The following is an 18098-nucleotide window of genomic DNA, read 5'->3' as shown; positions in this document are numbered from 1 at the left end:
TCAGCCGGTGAACTCGACCTCCGCCGCGGGCACCACGCGCAGCCTGCCGCCCGGGTGGATCGCGGTGCTCAGCAGCAGATTGTGCCGGGCGATGACCTGTTCGGCGGTCAGGCCCGCGGTGGGATCGCCGTCGGAGGACGGCGCGTGGCCGTCGCCGACCAGCACGACGTCGAGACCGTGGCTCTGCGCGGATCTGGCGGTCGCGTCGACGCAGTAGTCGGTGGCCAGCCCGGTCAGCACCACGGTGTCGACGCCCCGGTCGGCGAGCAGCCCCGCCAGCCCCGTGCGGTAGAACGAGTCCGTCGCCGTCTTGTCGACCACCACGTCGATCGGTTCGAGACCGAGCAGCGGGCTGACCCGGGTGCCCGGTGACGCGGGATCGAAGTCGGTGCCGGGCGCGCCGATCTGCCGCAGGGCGATCACCGGAATGTTGTCCGCCCGGGCCCGGCGCGCCAGCGCGGCGAGCCGGGCCGCCAGCTCCTCGCCGCGCCACACCAGGGGGACGAGCATGTCCTGCAGGTCGACGATCAGCAGCGCGGCCTTCATATCCGGCAGCCTAGTGTCCTGCATCGGAAGTTCGCGCCTGGTCCGGAACCTCGCCATGAAGCCATCCTGGCTACTAGGGCAGTGCGGCGGGCGATTCGGCCTCCGGGATGAGCAGGCGCGGAGTCCCCGAGCCGTCGGCGGACACGGCCCAGACGTCGGAATGTCCTTGGGTGCGGGGGAGGGCGTAGGCGATGGTGCGGTCGTCGAGCCAGGCGGGCTGGTCGTCGACGTTCCGCGTCTCGGCCAGCGGTGTCACGGTGCCGCTCGCCAGGTCGAGGACCGAGATCCGCCAGCCCTTGACGGGATCGCCGTCGATGGCGGCCTTGTAGGCGACGCGGGTCTCGTCGGGGGAGAGCGACGGGCATTCGACGTTGTCCCGCAGCGTTCTCACCGTCCTGGCCTGGGAATCGCCTTCGACGAGGTACCGGTGGGAGCCGGTGGACATGGTGGCGTAGAACCGGTTCGGCTGCCTGGCGAAAGTGACGCCCCAGAAGTTGACGTCGGCCGCTTTGTACGGCTTGCCGTCTACGGTGACTGCGAAGTCCTCGAGCGTGCCTTCGACGTTGTCGGTCGTGAGGTCGAGGGTGCCGGCGCGGGTGGAGAACCGTCCGCCGTTGTAGGAGTCGCCGGTGACGAACACCGTCCACGCGAGACGCCGCCCGTCGGCCGAGACGCGCGCCCGGTTGGGCAACCCGACCAGGGGGATCTCCTGTTCGACCGCGAGAGCGCTGTCGAGTACGGCCAGCTGGTAAGTGGTCAGCCCGGTTTCCGGGCGCAGGCAGATCCCGGTGCCGCCCGCCGCGTACACCCGGCTGCACGAGACGGTGGACACCGCCCGGGCTCCGCCGGGATCGGCCGCGCTGACGCTGGACACGTGCCCGCGGTCGGCGTCGGCGGTGCTGCGGAACAGCAACCGCCCGCCTTCGAGGGTGACGGCGTCGGGGGTGCCCGCCGACGCGGTGCCCTGGTTGCGTGCGCCCGCCACCCCGACGTAGAGCACGGCGGCCGCGGCCAGTGTGAGTACTCCGGTGACGGCGATCAGGACGCGGGTGCGGGTGTTCACGGTCGTGCCTTCCTGCGGGGAGCCAAGAGAACAAAGTCCTTTCCCGCCCGCGGGCGCGTCCACAGTGGACACGCCCGCGGGGTTCAACCGGTTACTGCCACACGCTCGTGATCGGCGGCTTGTTCGCCGCGTTGGCGATGCCCGGCAGGCCGAACGCCGCCTCCATGGTGCGGAGGATCGAGTAGTGGTTGATGGATTCGCTGTAACTGCCCGGCTTCACGTGGGCACCGACGAACGTGGTGAAGATCTGGTTCACCGACGTCCCGCTGTCCTCGTCGAAATTGACGATCAGCAGGCTGTTGTGCGTCTTGGCCCACTGCGCGTACGCGTCGAGGTTGTTCTTCAGCCATTTGTCGCCGGTGTCGACCGGGCAGTCGTGCATGTCGCTGCACAGGTCCGGGGTCACGAAAGCGACGTGCGGCAGCTTGGTGAAGTCGCTCGGGAACGACGAGAACCTTTTGTTCGCCGACGCGGGGACATTGCTGAAGCTGACCCAGCTGTTGTGCTTGCGGGCATATTTGCCCTTCGTGCAGCCCGTGTAGCCGTCGGAGGGCATGCTTTCCGCGTAGCCGACGAACTTCTTGCCGATCCCCGCCAGCTGGGAAGCGATGTTCTCCTTGTTCCCGAGATCCTGGCATTTGTTGCTGTCGACGCCGTGCGTCGAACCCGCGAACTGGGCGATGTAGTTCGGCTGGCTGGGATGTGTCGTCCCGTACGCCTTGGTGAACTTGGCGCCCTGCGAGGCGAGTTTGTTGAGATACGGAGCCTTGGAGCTGCCGCTGATCTCCTTGTAGTCCTTGTTCTCGAACATCACGAGGACGATGTGGCCGAAGGCGGGGACCGTCGCCGCGGCGGGCTCTGTCGCGGCGGCCGGAGTGTCCTGTTGGGACACCACCAGCCCCGTGGCCAAGCCGGTCGCGGCCACGGCCGCGACCGCGATCCGTTTCCAGAACATGCAGAAACCTCCTGGGAAAAGGTTGAAACTTTGACGACCGGCCATCGGGTTCAGCGGCGCTCCGGAGGCGTCGACAGAGTCGAGACATCAGATGTCTCAGCTGCATTTAAACGGCAGGAAAGTCTCAGGCCCATCAAGATCGCCTGACTGGAGCAATCCGCAGGGGTAGAACGCCCCAAAACCGACATTACTTGGCACGAAACCATGTAAACCACCTCTTCGCCTTGTGCGCGGGGCGGCGAACCGATGAACTTATGGCAACTCGCTGATTCAGCCGGCTGGCGGCGGCATCACCATTACGTCGGCTTCGTGGTGTACTGATCCGACCATTGGTTAAGCTGTTCGGCGTGAAGCCCCTTTCGCCGAGACCGGCCGGATACACGATCGAAGAACTCTCGACGATCGTCGGCATGTCGGCGCGTAATATCAGGGCACATCAGACGAGGGGCCTGCTCGCCCCGCCGGTCCGGCACGGCAGGTCCGCCTACTACGGCCCGGCCCATCTGCGGCGGCTGCGGCGCATCACGATGCTGCAGAAGCAGGGCTTCAACCTGGTGTCCATCGCCGCGATACTCGGAACGACCACAGTGGACGGCGCCGAACGGCTGGAGGCGGCGATCGCCGACCTCGCTCGCGACCAGCCCGCCGTCGCCCGGTGCCTGGAACGGCACGGCGTGCTCGGCAAGGACGACGAGGGGGCGCCTGCCGTCGTGCGCCCGTCCGTTTCCCGCGCGGTGGCGGAGCTCGCCGGTGCCGGGATCCCGCCCGTCATGGCCCTGCGGTTCCTCGGCCAGTTCATGGACCGGGTGGCGCCGCTGGCCGGCGAGCAACTGGCCGCCCTGAAAGTCCAGACCGGGGGTGCCGCGGCGGCTCCATGGCCCTGTTTCGCCGAGCTGCTGGTAAGCGCTTTCAGAACGACCGTGGAAAACGCGGCCGAAGTCACTTTCGTAGACGGGGAACCAGGGACGCCGCCACCGAGGTAGCCGCCGTCGCCACGTCGAGGCTCGTGCCTTCGGCGAAACCGGACAAGATGACGACGACGTAGCGGTCGCCTTCGCCGACGAGCCCGGTTGTGGAACGCCGAAGGGATGCCGAAGTGCTGGTCGAACTCGTCGATCACCTGCTTGCCCGACGTGCGGTCGAAGACCACCGGGATCGTCACCGGAAGCTGTTTCTGTCATGACTCTGTAACGGGAGGAAGGCGGGTCAGGAACGCTGCACGATGATCTGATCGACCAGGGTGCCGTCGGCGCTGATCGCGCGAACGTCCATTTTGGGCGGTGTGGTGCCCGTGCCCGCGATGACGTCGACCGCGACCAGGCTGTAGCCGCGGAACCGGACGCGGGACCAGGTGACCTTCTTGGTGCGGTCCTGGCCGTCCCGTTCCGAGTACTTCATCGGGACGGGGGAGTCGTTGCTGGTCTCATGGCCGAGGTAGGTGTCGGAAGCGGGGAATTCGGAGACGCTGCCGCCACCGCCACCCGCCGTGATGTAGGTCGTCCCGTCCTTGACCGGGTCGGTGGTCCCTCGCGACGGCACCTTCTTGATGGCCTTGCCCGCCCGGATGGGGTCGGTGCGTTCGTAGATGTGGTTGTGCCCGTTGAGCACCAGGTCGACCTGGTACTTGTCGAACAGTGGCGCCCAGTCCTTCTGCGCGCCGAGTTCGGCGCCGTTGGAATGGCAGGTGGAGTACGTGCACTGGTGGCAGTAGACGACGATGAAGTCGATCGTGGGATCGGCGCGGAAGGCGGCGAGCGTCTTGCCGAGCCACTTGAGCTGCTTGCCCTTGGTGTAATCCAGATTGGACGGACTGTTGTAGCAGACGTCGTTGCCGTCCAGGCTGATCAGGCCGACGTTCTGGTAGCGCCAGGAGTAGATGCAGGTGGAACCGTCCCAGGCGTTGTCCGGCATGGTGAACCGCGCCCGCACGCCACCGTAACCGTCCGCGGAGTACCAGCCCTCCATTTCGTGATTGCCGAGCGCCATCATCCACGGGATCCCCGCGGTGACCGGCTCGTTCTGCACGAAGAAGGAGTCCCACAGCCGCGCGTCGTACTGGTCCTCCTCCGGATGCCCGCCCTCGCCTTCGAGGGCGTAGCTCAGGTCGCCCATGGCGAGGTGGAAGGCCGGGTCGAGGCCCGCGATCAGACTGCTCGTCGCGACGGCGTTGTAGCCGACACCCTGGTCGCCGAACGCGGTGAAGGAGAACGTGCCGTCGCCGCCCGGGGCGGGCGCGGTGCGGAAACTCGCCATCTCGCCGAGCCTCGCGGCGGGGTCGTAACCCTCGTGGCCGACGACGTAGTAATACGTGGTGTTGGGCAGGAGACGGTCGATCCGGGCGTGGAGGTAGTACTGGGTGATCGTCTTCGGACTGTTCGGCGGCACTTCTTCGACCGGATGCTGCCACGACATCTGGCTGGTCAGCGCCCGGACCTCGGCCGGGATGGGCGGGCTGAAGTCGCCGGGTACCGTGCCGATCCGGACGAACGGGGCGGTCACCGCCGCGGGCACCTGCCAGGAGACCACGACCTGCTGGGACGGGTCGGCCCCGTAGGCGATGTGCCGTCCGAACGGCCGCAGCGCCGACCCCGCGACCTTGTCGGTGTTGAGCAGCACGGTCGGTCCGGGGGAGGCCGCGGCCGAGCCCGGGAGCAGAACGCCGCCGGCGGCGAGTGCCGCGCCGCTCACCGCGCCCACCCGGAACAGGGTCCGCCGCGAGTACTGATTGACGAACTTGTCGTGTTTCTCGGCCAAGCTGAGCCGACGATAGGCTTGAGACCTGCTGTTCCGTGGGGTTTCGGCCATGAACTTGAAGTTAAGAAGGCTTCCTAACTAAGTCAAGACGTGGGTGGTTGTTCCCTGACCGGCTGCATGGAACCGTGCAAGTGACTTCGGGCATAGAGGACTTTGTGCCGATCTCGCGTGAGATCGCCCTGGCCGGCCCCGGCGGTTCGTGTCGCGGGACACCGCCGCCCGAGCGGCCTCCGCGGGCGGTCAGACCAGTTCGGAGGAGACGACCGAGGCCAGCCCGCGCAGCCGGTCCAGCAGGGGCTCGACCTCGTCGGCGTCGATCAGGACTGCGCAGGTCATGGTGCTTTCGCGGACCCCGTCGCGCACGTCGACCGACAGGTCGTGGACGAGGCAGCCGAGCGCGTCGACCAGGCCGGGGATCTGCTCGACGCCGCCGACGAAGTAGGTCGCGATCCGGCGGCGGACCAGCATGGACGAGCGCGGGGCGGGGATCTGAAACGAAACAGCGGACATCGTGGGCTCCAAGGGCGGGAAACGTACAGGCCATGGAGGGCCAGGTCCCGGGAAATGCCCCGTGTCGAGGGGTCGCCGGAATGCGCGCCGGCGACCTGGTTCAGCCGGCGCGCTTGACTACGAGTCGAGTCCAGCGGCGCACGGCGACAGGCTAACACGACCTACCGGCGAGTCACGAGAGCCGTAGCCGGGAGCCCTGCTCGCGGATGTGCGCGGCGGAGCCGCAGTCGAGGTCGAGCTGCCGCTGTCGTTCGGCCACGAACGCGCGGCCGAGGCCGGTGCGGTCCGAAGTGGACAGTGTGCGCCGGAGTTCGTTCAACAGCCCGCGTTCCTCCGCGCGGATATGCGCGTCCACCGAATTCTCCAGTGCCGCCAACGCTTTCTCGGAGTCGCTGGACTCCAGTACGGCCAGCAGTTCGGCGGCGAGCCCGCTCTCTGTCGCATCGGGACGGACGATCCGTTCCGTCGCGGTGGCATGGGCGACCAGCGACGCCGAGAGTTCCGCGATCAGTGCGGGACGGTCGGCCTCGTCGTTGCGGAGGTCGCGGAACAACTGCTCGATCCGGCGGTGGTCGGCCAGGACGACCTCGACCAGGTCGGAGCCGGGGGGAGCGGCCGTCGGGCCCGGGCGCATCCAGCCGAAGGTCAGCTCCACGGCTTGCCGCCAGTGCCCGTATTCGCTGTCGCGGCGGGCGGGGTCCATCGTCGGCAGCCACTGTCCGGCACGGTGCCAGTTCCGGCGCAGGCCCTCCAGATCCGGCCAGTATCCGACCGACAATCCGGCCGCGTACGCCGCGCCCAGCGACACCGTCTCGGCGACCATCGGGCGGACCACCGGCACGTCGAGGACGTCGGCGACGAACTGCATCAGCAGGTTGTCGGCGGTCATCCCACCGTCCACTTTGAGCGTCGAGAGCGCGAGCCCGGAATCGGCGTTCATCGCGTCGACGACCTCGCGGGTCTGCCAGCCCGTCGCCTCCAGGACGGCCCTGGCGAGATGCCCCTTGGTGATGTACGACGTCAGCCCGGCGATCACGCCGCGTGCCTCGCTGTGCCAGTGCGGCGCGAACAGGCCGGAGAAGGCGGGCACGATGTAGCAGCCGCCGTTGTCCTCGACCGTCCTCGCCAGCGTCTCGATCTCGGGTGCGCTGCCGATCAGTTCGAGCCCGTCCCGGAACCACTGCACCAGCGATCCGGTGACCGCGATCGACCCTTCCAGCGCGTACACGGCGGGCTCGTCGCCGATCTTGAACCCGACTGTGGTCAGCATGCCGTGCGTCGAGAGCACCGGTGTCGGTCCGGTGTTGAGCAGCAGGAAGCTGCCCGTGCCGTACGTGCACTTCGCCTCGCCGGGCGCGAAGCAGGTCTGGCCGAACAACGCCGCCTGCTGATCGCCGAGCGCCGCCGCGATCCGGATCCCCGGGACCACCCGCGACGTCGTCCCGTACACCTCGGCCGACGAACGGATATCGGGCAGCATCGCGCGCGGGACGTCGAAGAACTCCAGCAGTTCGTCGTCCCAGGACAGTGTCCGCAGGTTCATCAGCATGGTGCGCGAGGCGTTGGTGACGTCGGTGATGTGGACGCCGCCCTCGGGACCGCCGGTCAGGTTCCAGATCAGCCAGCTCTCGACCGTCCCGAACAGCACGTCGCCGCGCTCGGCGCGTTCCCGCAGGCCGGGGGTCCTTTCCAGCATCCACCGGATACGCGGTGCGGAGAAGTACGTGGCCAGCGGCAGCCCGCACAGCCGCCGGACGCGGTCGGCGCCCGGCTCGCGGGCGAGGTGTTCGAGCATCGCGTCGGTGCGGGTGTCCTGCCAGACGATCGCGCGCCCGACCGGATTGCCGGTGTGCCGATCCCACAGCACCGTCGTTTCGCGCTGGTTCGCGATGCCGAGGCCGACCACCTGTGCCGGTTCGACGCCGGCGTCGGCCAGCGCCTGCGGGACGATCCGGCCGACGTTGCGCCAGATCTCGGTCGCGTCGTGCTCGACCCAGCCGGGCCGGGGGAAGTGCTGCTGGTGTTCGCGCTGCGCGACCGAGACCAGCCTGCCGCGCGCGTCGAACAGGATGCACCGCGTCGAGGTGGTGCCCTGGTCGATCGACATCACGTAGCGCTGGACCACGCGAGCACCTCCATCACCATCGGGACGCGCCGAGATCGCGGGAGACCGCCCGTGCCGCGTCGCGTACGTGGCCGAGCAGCCGCGGGATCGGGCTGCCGTCGGCTTCACAGATCCGTTCCGTCGCGCCGGACACCCCGATCGCGCCGACCACGATGCCGCCGTGGCCGCGGATCGGCGCCGCTATCCCGGCCTCGCCGGTGATCATCTCGCCGTTCTCGCTCGCCCAGCCCGCCTCGCGCACCTTGCCGCAGGCACGTTTGATCGCCGTCTGGGTGACCAGGGTCCGGCGGGTGTAGGCCTCCGGTCCGCCGCTGCGCAACGATGCCACGAGACCGGTGTCGTAGGCCAGAAGTACTTTTCCGAGCGCCGTCGCGTGCAACGGCAGAAGCGTGCCGACGTCGAGGGTCTGCAGGCTGTCGTCGGGCCGGAACACGTGGTGCACCACCAGGACCCGGCCTTCCAGCGGTGCGCCGATCCGGACGGCTTCACCGCTGCGCGCGGCCAGAGCGTCGGCCCAGTTGATCGCGCGTGAGCGGAGCTCGTTGACGTCGAGGTAGCTCGTGCCGAGGTGCAGTAGCGCCGCGCCAAGTTGGTATTTCCCGGTGTCGCGGTCCTGTTCGACAAAGCCGACCCCTTGCAGGGTGCGGAGGATCCCATGTGCGGTTCCCTTGGCGAGTTCGAGGGAATCGGCGATCTCGCCGACCCCGAGACGCCCCGAACCGCGCGCCAGCAACCGCAGGATCGCGGCGGCGCGCTCGATGGACTGGATCGGACCGGGCACGGCCCAACCGTAGCCCGACCGGCCCTGATTCGACAATGTCGAACATCGTCTTCGCACGTTCGACAATGCCGACCGGTGTCCGTTGACCCCGCGTTTCCGCGAACTTAACTTCGGCCTCAACAGGGCAACGGTGTCCTTTGTGGAGGAAGCAATGGTGCGAAACCTCAAAGCTCGCGGACTGGCGGGCGAACTGGCGGCGGAGTTCGTCGGGACGATGATCCTCATCCTGTTCGGCTGCGGGGTGGTGGCTCAAGTCGTCGCCGGGGGCATCGGGGACCACGACAGCATCGCGTGGGCCTGGGGAATCGGTGTCACGCTCGGTATCTACGTGGCTTCACGGATCAGCGGCGCGCATCTGAACCCCGCCATCACGGTGGCGCTCGCGGTGTTCAAGGGCTTTTCGTGGCGCAAGGTCGCCCCGTACGCCTTGGCGCAGACCGCCGGAGCGTTCGTCGCCGCGCTGCTGGTGCGGTGGAACTACACCGAGGTACTCAACGCCGCAGACCCCGGCCTGACGATCAAGACCCAGGGTGTCTTCTCCACCCTTCCGGGTAACGGAACCCTTCCGGTGGGTGACTGGGGCGCCTTCCGCGACCAGATCATCGGGACCGCGATCCTCGCGCTGGTGATCTTCGCCATCACCGATCTCCGCAACACCGCGCCCGCCGCGAACCTCGCCCCGGTCGTCGTCGGCTTCCTGGTGGTCGCGATCGGCATGGCCTGGGGTACCAACGCCGGCTACGCGATCAACCCCGCCCGTGACTTCGGCCCGCGGCTGATGTCCTGGCTCACCGGTTACGACACCGCGTTCACCGATCAATACGGCTATCCGTACTGGTGGATCCCCATCGTGGCGCCGATCATCGGCGCGGTCATCGGCGGCGCGATCTACAAGTTCTTCATCGAGCGCTACCTGCCCGCCGACCCGGCACCGGAAGCCTTGCCCGCCAAGGACATCGAGCGCGTTTCCTAGGGAGAGAAACCATGTCTGACTACATCGGCGCCGTCGACCAGGGCACCACCAGCACGCGCTTCATGATCTTCGACCACGGCGGCAACGAGATCGCCCGCCACCAGCTCGAGCACGAGCAGATCCTGCCGAAGCCGGGCTGGGTCGAGCACGACGCCACCGAGATCTGGGAGCGGACCCGTTCGGTCATCGCCACCGCGCTCAACAAGGCGAAGCTCACCGCCGCCGACCTCGCCTCGCTCGGCATCACCAACCAGCGCGAGACCACCGTCGTGTGGAACCGCCGCACCGGGCGCCCGTACTGCAACGCCATTGTGTGGCAGGACACCCGCACCGACCGGATCGCCTCGGCGCTGGAGCGCGAGGGCAAGGGCGACGTCATCCGCCGCAAGGCCGGGCTGCCGCCCGCGACCTACTTCTCCGGCGGCAAGCTGCAGTGGATCCTGGAGAACGTCGACGGCGTCCGGGAAGACGCCGAAAAAGGCGACGCGCTGTTCGGCACCACCGATTCCTGGCTCATCTGGAACCTCACCGGCGGCCCCGACGGCGGCGTGCACGTGACCGACCCGACCAACGCGTCGCGCACGATGCTCATGGACCTCGAAACCCTGGAGTGGGACGACGAACTGCTGTCGTTCTTCGACGTCCCGAAGCAGATGCTGCCGTCGATCGCGCCGTCGTCGAACAACGGCCGTTTCGGCGTCACCCGCGCGGACGGCCCGCTCGGCGGCGAGGTCGCCATCACCGGGGTGCTCGGCGACCAGCAGGCGGCGACCGTCGGACAGGTGTGCTTCCGCCCCGGCGAGGCCAAGAACACCTACGGCACCGGCAACTTCCTGCTGCTCAACACCGGACACGAGGTCGTGCGCTCGAAGCACGGCCTGCTCACGACGCTGGCCTACCAGTTCGGCGACGAGAAGCCGGTGTACGCGCTGGAAGGCTCCATCGCCGTCACCGGTTCGGCCGTGCAGTGGCTGCGTGACCAGCTGGGCATCATCAGCGGGGCGTCCCAGAGCGAGAGCCTCGCGCGCCAGGTCGAGGACAACGGCGGCGTCTACTTCGTCCCCGCGTTCTCGGGCCTGTTCGCGCCGTACTGGCGTTCGGACGCGCGCGGCGCGATCGTCGGGCTCACCAGGGCGACCACCAACGCGCATCTGGCGCGGGCGACGCTCGAAGCGATCTGCTACCAGACCCGCGACGTCGTCGAGGCCATGCAGAACGACTCCGGTGTCCCGCTCGACGTGTTGCGTGTGGACGGTGGCGTGACCGCGAACGAGCTGTGCATGCAGTTGCAGGCGGACATCCTCGGCGTGCCGGTGTCGAAGCCGGTCGTCGCCGAGACCACCGCGCTCGGTGCCGCCTACGCGGCAGGCCTCGCGGTCGGGTTCTGGAAGTCCACCGACGAGCTGGAACAGAACTGGAACGAGGACAAGCGCTGGGAGCCGTCGTGGACGGACGAACAGCGCGCCGAGGGCTACGCGGGCTGGCAGAAGGCCGTCGGCCGCACGCTCGACTGGGTAGAGGTCGAGTGAGCCCGATGAACAGGAGGAACAGAGTGACACCCGTACCGCTTTCCCCGGTCTACCGTGCCGAGACACTGCGCAAGCTCGCTCGCGAAGAGGTCGAAGTTCTCGTCGTCGGCGGGGGAGTGACCGGTGCCGGCGTCGCGCTCGACGCGGCTTCGCGCGGGCTCTCCGTCGCGCTCGTCGAGGCACGCGACTTCGCCGCGGGCACCTCGAGCCGGTCCAGCAAGCTGATCCACGGCGGGCTGCGCTACCTGGAGAACCTCGACTTCAAGCTGGTCCGTGAGGCGCTGAAGGAACGGAGTCTGCTGCTGCAGACGCTGGCGCCGCATCTGGTCCGGCCGGTGAAGTTCCTGGTGCCGCTGAAGCACCGTGTCTGGGAACGCGGCTACATCGGCGCGGGTGTCACGCTCTACGACACCCTCGGCGGAGCGCGCGCCTTGCCGCGGCACCGGCATCTGTCCAAACGCGGCGCGGGCAAGGTCGCCCCCGGCCTCGCGGACGACGCCCTGATCGGCGCCATCCAGTACTACGACGCCCAAGTCGACGACGCGCGCCACACCATGACGATCGCGCGGACCGCGGCGGAGCAAGGCGCCTCCGTCCTCACCCGCGCTCGCGTGACGTCGCTGATCCGTGACGGCGAACGCGTCGTCGGCGCCAAGGTCGTCGACCGCGAGAGCGGCGCGGAGATCGAGGTCCGGGCGAAGACGGTCGTCGCGGCCACCGGCGTGTGGAGCGACGACATGGCCGAGGCGGCGGGCATCCCCGCGCCGTTCACCGTGCGCGCGTCGAAGGGCATCCACCTGGTGGTGCCGCGCGAGAAGATCGACCTGGACACCGGGCTGATCCTGCGCACCGAGAAGAGCGTCCTGTTCGTCATCCCGTGGGGACGGCACTGGATCGTCGGCACCACCGACACCGAATGGGACCTCGACCGCGAACATCCGGCGGCCAGCCAGGCCGACGTCGACTACGTGCTCGATCACCTCAACGCGGTCCTGCGCACGCCGCTCACCGCCGACGACATCGAAGGCGTGTACGCCGGGCTTCGGCCGCTGCTGGCGGCGAAGGCGACTTCGACGACGAAGCTGTCGCGCGAGCACGCCGTCGCGCATCCGGTGCCCGGTCTGGTGATCGTGGCAGGCGGCAAGTACACGACGTACCGCGTGATGGCCGCCGACGCGGTCGACGTCGCGGTGGACGACCTCGGCCGCCCGGCGCCGTCGTCGTGGACCGAGCGGCTGCCGATCGTCGGCGCGACGGGCTACCACGAGATGTGGGGCGCGCGGCACTCGCTCGTGCAGCGCACGAGGCTGCCGATCGGCCGGATCGAGCACCTCCTCCAGCGCTACGGCACCGCGATCGAGGACATCCTGGAGTCGATCTCGGAGCGTCCCGAACTGGGCGAGCCGATCCCGGGAACGGCGGAGTACCTCAAGGCGGAGGTCGTTTACGCCGTCTCGCACGAGGGCGCGCTGCATCTGGAGGACGTCCTGACACGGCGCACGCGGATCTCCATCGAGGAGCGTGACCGCGGTGTGACAGCGGCGCCGGTGGTGGCGGAGTTGATGGCGCCGCTGCTGGGCTGGGACTCGCACAAGCGGGAGCGCGAGGTCACCAACTACCTCGCGCGGGTCGAAGCGGAACGCTCCGCCCAGGCCCAGCCGGACGACGAAGCGGCGAACGCCAGCCGTCTCGCGGCTCCGGCGCTGCTGCCGAGCTGACCTCCCGGGTCGTGAGTGGCGATTCGGGTTCTGGCGAGCCTTCTCTTAGGTATCTACTGCGTGCCCTGTGGCGCTTCTTGCGTGATGCCTGGTTTGGAGTACATGAAGGACCCCTTCCTGTACCTAGGCGCAAGGATGGGGTCCTTCATGTACTCGGTGAAGGCGTGAAGGTCGCTTCATGCAGGGCTGAGCTCAGCCCTGCATGTAGTGAGGGGCTCCTTCCCTACCCTCAGAGTAGGGAAGGAGTCCCTCACCGACCCGCGATCCCGACCACTCACGAGACGTGAGGATGAGCGCGCGGCTGCTTCAGCGCTTCCGATGGGCCCGGCGTCGAGCCCTTCACGACATCCCCGCGACCGCGCTGGAGTCCTTCAGGTGCTCGGGGAGGCCTTCACGGACCGGGCCTGGGGATCAACCGCAGCCGGAACCCACGTAGGTACTAAGACACCCTGGGCTCTAACCCGAATCGCCACTCACGAGGCGGATCGTTACTTGAGCCAGTCGAGGTAGCGGGTCTCGGCGATGCGGGCGCCGTCCTTTGTGGTGAGGACGTCGCCCTTGACGTCGGCGAACATGCCCGCGGTCTCGTCGACGGTCACCGAACGTGTGTCTCCCTTGGCGGACAAGGTGATCCGGCCCAGTTCGTCCAACGGGTAGACGTCCGGGCCGCCCACGTCGAGGGTCCCGTTCAGCGGCTTCCCGGCCGAAACCTCGGTGACGGCGGCGGCGACGTCCGCCGCGGCGATCGGCTGGATCGGCGTGCTGGGCAGGCGGACCGTGGTCTCGTCGGCGGTCCAGGACAGGACGGCGTCGACGAATTCCATGAACTGGGTGGCGCGGACGATCGAGTAGGGGATGCCGCTGTTCTTGAGGATGTCCTCTTGAAGCGTCTTCGCGCGGTAGTAGTCGAGTTCGGGCACCTGGTCGACGCCGACGATCGACAGGATCACGAAGTGCCCGGTGCCCGCCTTCTTCGTGGCCGCGACGAGGTTGTCCATCGACGTCCGGAAGAACGCGGGGGAAGCGTCGTCGAAGGTCGGCGAGTTCGTGAGGTTGACGACCACGTCGGCGCCGTCGAGCGCGGCGTCCAGCCCGTGGCCGGTGAGGAGGTCGACCCCGGTGGACGGCGAGTGCGGCACCGCCTGGTGCCCGGCCTCGTTCAGGTTCCGCACGACCTGCGAACCGATCAGTCCGGTCCCGCCGATGATCGCGAATTTCATGACCCAGTGTCCTTCCTCGGTGGGCGTCCGTTAACTCGGATACCTCATGTCCGGGATAATACTCGGACATATTGTGTCCGAGTCAAGGGGCGAGTTAGAGTCATCCGGGTGAAGATGTCCGGCGGGGTCGAGTGGGCCCTGCACTGCTGCGTCGTCCTGACCTCGGTCGACGAACCCGCGCCGGCCGCGCGCCTGGCGCAGCTGCACGACGTCTCGCCGAGCTACCTCGCGAAGCAACTCCAGGCCCTTTCGCGAGCCGATCTCATCCGGTCGGTGCAGGGAAAGGCCGGGGGCTACGTCCTCACCCGGCCGCCGTCGGAGATCACGGTGCTCGACGTCGTCGAGGCCATCGACGGGCCCGGCCCCGCCTTCATCTGCACCGAGATCCGGCAGCGCGGCCCGATGGCGACCCCTCCCGAGGCGTGCACGGCGCCGTGCGCGATCAGCCGCGCGATGGCGAACGCCGAAGCGCAGTGGCGGGCGGCGTTGCGCGCGGTCTCCATCGCGGATCTGGCCGACGACGTCAGGGGCGACTACGGTCCGGGCGCCCTCGCCGGAATCGGCGCGTGGTTCAAGGCCGCCGAGGGCTGAGCCGCATCAGCGCCGTGGCCGCCATGGTCGCGACCACCAGTACCGCCGCGAGCGAGAACGCCTGCGCCGAAGAGCGGCCGTGCAGGAAGACGGTGCCGAACATCGCGATGCCCAATGTCGCACCCACTTGCTGCACCGCGTTCAGCAGTCCGGCCGCCGAACCTGTCTCATGTGGACGGACGACGGACAGTGCCGCGGTGAAGAACGGCACCGTGAACAGCCCCAGGCCGAGTCCGCCGATCCCGAGCGCGAGCGGCAGCGGACCCGCGATCGCCAGCAGGATTCCCGCGAGCAGCAGCGTCAACCCGGCGAAGGCCACCCGGGATCCGAACCGTGGCACGAGCACCTTGCCCGCCACCCATGAGGAAATCGCCAGCCCGCCCGACCACGGCAGCAACGTCGATCCGGACGCCAGTACGCCGAGGCCCTCGTCGAGTTGCTGGTGCAGGACCACCACGAGCATCACCCCGTTCATCACCGCGAAGAACAACGTCGACGCCGCCAGCGCCGCGGGGAAACCGCGGTGTCCGAACAAACTCGGTTCGATCAGGGGATGCCGTCGCTTCCGCTGATGGAACCCGAACAGCACCAGCACCACGGCACCGGCGCCGAAGAGGCCCCAGTCCCACTGGCCGATCAGCGGGTACACCAGCAGTCCGACGCCGAGCGAGGCGAGCACGGTGCCTTGCATGTCGAGCCGGACCGGACGCTCGGCGCGGTCTTCCGGCAGCAGCCGTCCGGCCGTGAGCACCGCCATCGAGATCGGCACGTTCACCAGGAACGCCGCCCGCCAGGACGCCAGATCCGTCAGCAGGGCACCGAGCAGCGGCCCGCTCACGGCGGACAGGCCGACCACCGGACCGTTCCAGCCGAGCGCCGCCGCCAGCGCCGGGCCGGTGAACATGACCTTGATCAACCCGATCGTCTGCGGGATCACCAGTGCCGCCGCCATGCCCTGCACCGCTCGCGCGCCGATCAGCGCGCCGGTGCTCGGCGCGAGCGTGCAGCACAGCGACGCGAGGGCGAACAGCGCGACACCGGTCAGGAACACACGTCGGCGGCCAAGCAGGTCACCGAGTCGGCCGCCGGTGATCAGGAGTACCGCGAACGGCAGCGTGTACGCCGCGCCGAACCACTGGATGGCGGAAGGGGCGCCGCCGAGGTCCGCGTGGATCGCCGGGCCGGCGACCTGTGTGATCGTCGAGTCCAGCAGGTTCATCGCCTCGGCCGCGAGCAGCGTCGCGAGCGGGACCGACCCGGTCTTCGTCAGTTGCATGATCGAGAGCGTGCGGTGAAGATGTCTTCTGTTCCATGAAACCCGCCTCGGTTGGACGAAATATTCCATGCTCGACGACATCGACCGCGCTTTGATCCATGCGCTGCAGATCGACGCCCGTGCGGCGTTCAGCCGTGTCGGCGCGGTGCTCGGCGTCTCCACCCAGACCGTCGCCCGGCGCTACCAGCGGCTTCGCGCCGAAGCGGGACTGCGGGTGGTGGGCCTGCCCGATCCCGACCGGACGGGGCTGACGCAGTGGCTCGTGCGGCTCAGCGCACAGCCCGCCACCGCGCGGACGCTCGCCCGGTCGCTGGCCAGGCGGCCGGACACGTCGTGGGTCAAGCTCACCTCGGGCGGCACGGAGATCGTGACGATCGCGCACACACCGAGGCACGCGCAGAGCGCCATGCTGCTGCACGACATCCCGCGCACCGCCAGCGTCACGGCGGTGTCCGCGCATTTCATCCTGCACACCTACCTCGGCGGCCCGACGGCCTGGCGCGGACGCGTCACCGCGCTGACCGAAGAGCAACAGGAAGCGTTGCGGCCGCCGGAATCCCACGCCGGGGAAGCTCAGCTGACCGCAGCGGACCACGCGCTGATCGCCGCACTCCGGCACGACGGCCGCGCGAGCATCGGGGAGCTCGCCGCGGCGGCGGGCCTGGCGCCGGCGACCGCGGCCCGCCGCCTGGCGGATCTGCGCGCACGAGGCGCGCTCTTCTTCGACGTCGAGATCAGCGCCGCCCTGTACGGCATGACCACGCAGGCGTTCCTGTGGATGGCTGTCGCACCGGCGGACCTCGACGAGGTGGCGACGACGCTGGCCACCCACGAGGAGCTCGCCGTCGTCGTCGCCACGACCGGGCCCACCAACCTGGCCGCGCAGGCGCTGTGCCCGGATCCCGCCGCGCTACACCACTACCTCACGCGACGGCTCGGCGCGCTGCGCGCGATCCACACGGTGCACACCGCGCCGGTGCTGGAGATCGTGAAGGCGGTCGGACCGCTCACGGCTTGAACCGGTCGGCGTGTTCGGCGACCCACTGCGCGAAGGTGCGGGCAGGGCGCCCGGTCACCATCTCGATCGTGTCGACGACGGTGCGCGCCTCCACGGGCGGATCGCTGTGCCAGCCGACGACGTATTCGGCGTCCGCCACCGAGACGCCTTCGGCCAGCAGCCGGTCGATCGCCTGCTGCCGCGTGATCCGCTCCAGCGTGATGTCGTGGCCGAGTGCGTTGCCGAGGATCGCGATCCGTTCGCTCGTGGTCAGCGCTTCCGGTCCGGTGAGGTTGTAGACCTTGCCCGAGTGCCCGTCCTCCACGAGCGCGGTGGCGGCGACGGCGCCGATGTCGCCCTCGTGCACCACGGCGCTCGGGAGGTCGAACGGCTCGCGCACCACTTTCCCGGTGCGGATGGAATCGGTCCAGGTCAGCGCGTTGGACATGAACTCCTGGGGTTCCAGCCGCGTCCATTCCACCCCGGACTCGGTCATGGCCTGCTCCGTCGGTCCGACGTAGCCGCCCCAGACGATGGTCATCCGCCGCACCCCGGCGGCCACGGCGCGTTTGACCAGGTCTGCGCCGACGTCGGCGAGCCCCGCCGTGACGGTGATGTGGAGCCGGGTGACGCCGTCGAGGGCGTCGGTCAGCGTTTCCGGCGCGGTGTGCGTGCCTTCCACCAGTTCCACGCCCGCCGGAAGCCGTGCCGCGGAGGGGTTCCTGGTGAGTGCCCGGACGTGTTCCCCACGGCGGACGAGTTCGGCCACCACGTGGCGGCCGGTGTTCCCGGTGGCGCCGGTTACCAAGACGGTCATGAGTGATTCCCTTCGTTTCCAGCGAAGGTAAAAGCTCAAGTAATGTGGAGGTCAAGGGGCCGGCCGGGAATCGATGTTCGGTGGTGACGTTCCGGGTCTTAGTTTATGGCAAAAATTAACAGCTCCCGTACTGGTCCGAAACTCTTGACGCCGCCGCCGGGTCCGGTGAGGATCGGCCGGTCCCCGCCTCCCGCAGAATGGACCAGACCATGGCAAGACGTGCGCATGCGCGCCGAAGTCCGC

Annotated in this window: 16 protein-coding genes; 6 read left to right on the top strand and 10 right to left on the bottom strand. The window is 68.6% G+C overall.

Going from position 1 to position 18098, the window contains the following annotated elements; all coding sequences use genetic code 11:
* The 3 genes from ACLJO0_RS30315 to ACLJO0_RS30305 all read right to left on the bottom strand — a co-directional run bounded on the left by ACLJO0_RS30315 (nucleotide 1) and on the right by ACLJO0_RS30305 (nucleotide 2564).
* Complete coding sequence (locus tag ACLJO0_RS30315) at nucleotides 1–546, bottom strand: isochorismatase family cysteine hydrolase (protein WP_410582128.1); 546 nt, start codon at nucleotides 544–546, stop codon at nucleotides 1–3.
* A 73-nt stretch (nucleotides 547–619) separates the two neighbouring features.
* A complete protein-coding gene (locus tag ACLJO0_RS30310; protein WP_410582240.1) occupies nucleotides 620–1609 on the bottom strand; it encodes a TolB family protein in 990 nt (329 codons plus the stop codon).
* Nucleotides 1610–1700: 91 nt separating this feature from the next.
* Nucleotides 1701–2564, bottom strand: coding sequence for an alkaline phosphatase family protein (locus ACLJO0_RS30305; protein ID WP_410582126.1), 864 nt, complete (start codon nucleotides 2562–2564; stop codon nucleotides 1701–1703).
* Nucleotides 2565–2911: 347 nt separating this feature from the next.
* Here ACLJO0_RS30305 and ACLJO0_RS30300 point away from each other — a divergent pair, with 347 nt between their 5' ends.
* The gene (locus ACLJO0_RS30300) at nucleotides 2912–3547 is read left to right on the top strand and encodes a MerR family transcriptional regulator (protein ID WP_410582125.1); all 636 of its coding nucleotides are present in this window, start codon (nucleotides 2912–2914) and stop codon (nucleotides 3545–3547) included.
* 223 nt (nucleotides 3548–3770) lie between these two features.
* On the opposite strand, the gene ACLJO0_RS30295 is transcribed toward ACLJO0_RS30300, so the two are convergent.
* From ACLJO0_RS30295 to ACLJO0_RS30280, 4 genes are all read right to left on the bottom strand, one after another.
* Nucleotides 3771–5318, bottom strand: coding sequence for a purple acid phosphatase family protein (locus ACLJO0_RS30295; protein ID WP_410582124.1), 1548 nt, complete (start codon nucleotides 5316–5318; stop codon nucleotides 3771–3773).
* A 240-nt stretch (nucleotides 5319–5558) separates the two neighbouring features.
* Entirely contained in the window at nucleotides 5559–5828 is a 270-nt protein-coding gene (locus ACLJO0_RS30290) for a hypothetical protein (RefSeq protein WP_410582122.1), read from the bottom strand.
* Between the two features lie 172 nt (nucleotides 5829–6000).
* The gene (gene glpK, locus ACLJO0_RS30285) at nucleotides 6001–7953 is read right to left on the bottom strand and encodes a glycerol kinase GlpK (protein WP_410582121.1); all 1953 of its coding nucleotides are present in this window, start codon (nucleotides 7951–7953) and stop codon (nucleotides 6001–6003) included.
* 13 nt (nucleotides 7954–7966) lie between these two features.
* Nucleotides 7967–8734 carry an IclR family transcriptional regulator gene (locus ACLJO0_RS30280; RefSeq protein ID WP_125796999.1) on the bottom strand — a complete coding sequence of 256 codons (768 nt, stop codon included), beginning with the start codon at nucleotides 8732–8734 and terminating at the stop codon, nucleotides 7967–7969.
* 151 nt (nucleotides 8735–8885) lie between these two features.
* On the opposite strand from ACLJO0_RS30280, the gene ACLJO0_RS30275 reads away from it, so the two are divergent.
* Genes ACLJO0_RS30275 through glpD form a run of 3 tightly spaced genes read left to right on the top strand, consistent with a single transcriptional unit; the run spans nucleotide 8886 to nucleotide 12954 of the window.
* Nucleotides 8886–9707: an MIP/aquaporin family protein gene (locus tag ACLJO0_RS30275; protein WP_410582119.1), complete on the top strand. Its 822-nt coding sequence runs from the start codon at nucleotides 8886–8888 to the stop codon at nucleotides 9705–9707.
* A gap of 11 nt (nucleotides 9708–9718) precedes the next feature.
* A complete protein-coding gene (glpK, locus tag ACLJO0_RS30270; RefSeq protein ID WP_410582117.1) occupies nucleotides 9719–11236 on the top strand; it encodes a glycerol kinase GlpK in 1518 nt (505 codons plus the stop codon).
* Between the two features lie 5 nt (nucleotides 11237–11241).
* Entirely contained in the window at nucleotides 11242–12954 is a 1713-nt protein-coding gene (gene glpD / locus ACLJO0_RS30265) for a glycerol-3-phosphate dehydrogenase (protein WP_410582115.1), read from the top strand.
* Nucleotides 12955–13442: 488 nt separating this feature from the next.
* On the opposite strand, the gene ACLJO0_RS30260 is transcribed toward glpD, so the two are convergent.
* Nucleotides 13443–14174, bottom strand: a complete 732-nt coding sequence (locus ACLJO0_RS30260; protein ID WP_410582113.1) for an SDR family oxidoreductase — start codon at nucleotides 14172–14174, stop codon at nucleotides 13443–13445.
* 114 nt (nucleotides 14175–14288) lie between these two features.
* Here ACLJO0_RS30260 and ACLJO0_RS30255 point away from each other — a divergent pair, with 114 nt between their 5' ends.
* Nucleotides 14289–14765, top strand: a complete 477-nt coding sequence (locus ACLJO0_RS30255; protein ID WP_410582238.1) for an RrF2 family transcriptional regulator — start codon at nucleotides 14289–14291, stop codon at nucleotides 14763–14765.
* Here ACLJO0_RS30255 and ACLJO0_RS30250 read toward each other — a convergent pair.
* A complete protein-coding gene (locus tag ACLJO0_RS30250; RefSeq protein WP_410582112.1) occupies nucleotides 14746–16041 on the bottom strand; it encodes an MFS transporter in 1296 nt (431 codons plus the stop codon). The genes ACLJO0_RS30255 and ACLJO0_RS30250 overlap by 20 nt on opposite strands.
* 67 nt (nucleotides 16042–16108) lie before the next feature.
* On the opposite strand from ACLJO0_RS30250, the gene ACLJO0_RS30245 reads away from it, so the two are divergent.
* Entirely contained in the window at nucleotides 16109–17059 is a 951-nt protein-coding gene (locus ACLJO0_RS30245) for an Lrp/AsnC family transcriptional regulator (protein ID WP_410582111.1), read from the top strand.
* On the opposite strand, the gene ACLJO0_RS30240 is transcribed toward ACLJO0_RS30245, so the two are convergent.
* Entirely contained in the window at nucleotides 17049–17855 is an 807-nt protein-coding gene (locus tag ACLJO0_RS30240; RefSeq protein WP_410582109.1) for an NmrA family NAD(P)-binding protein, read from the bottom strand. The two genes, ACLJO0_RS30245 and ACLJO0_RS30240, sit on opposite strands and share 11 nt — an antisense overlap.
* Between the last annotated feature and the right edge of the window lie 243 nt (nucleotides 17856–18098).

This window comes from Amycolatopsis sp. lyj-108, assembly GCF_046549005.1.
Taxonomy (GTDB): Bacteria; Actinomycetota; Actinomycetes; order Mycobacteriales; family Pseudonocardiaceae; genus Amycolatopsis.
The sequence above is the reverse complement of the archived record's forward strand: the minus strand, read 5'-3'. Positions and strand labels throughout refer to the sequence as shown.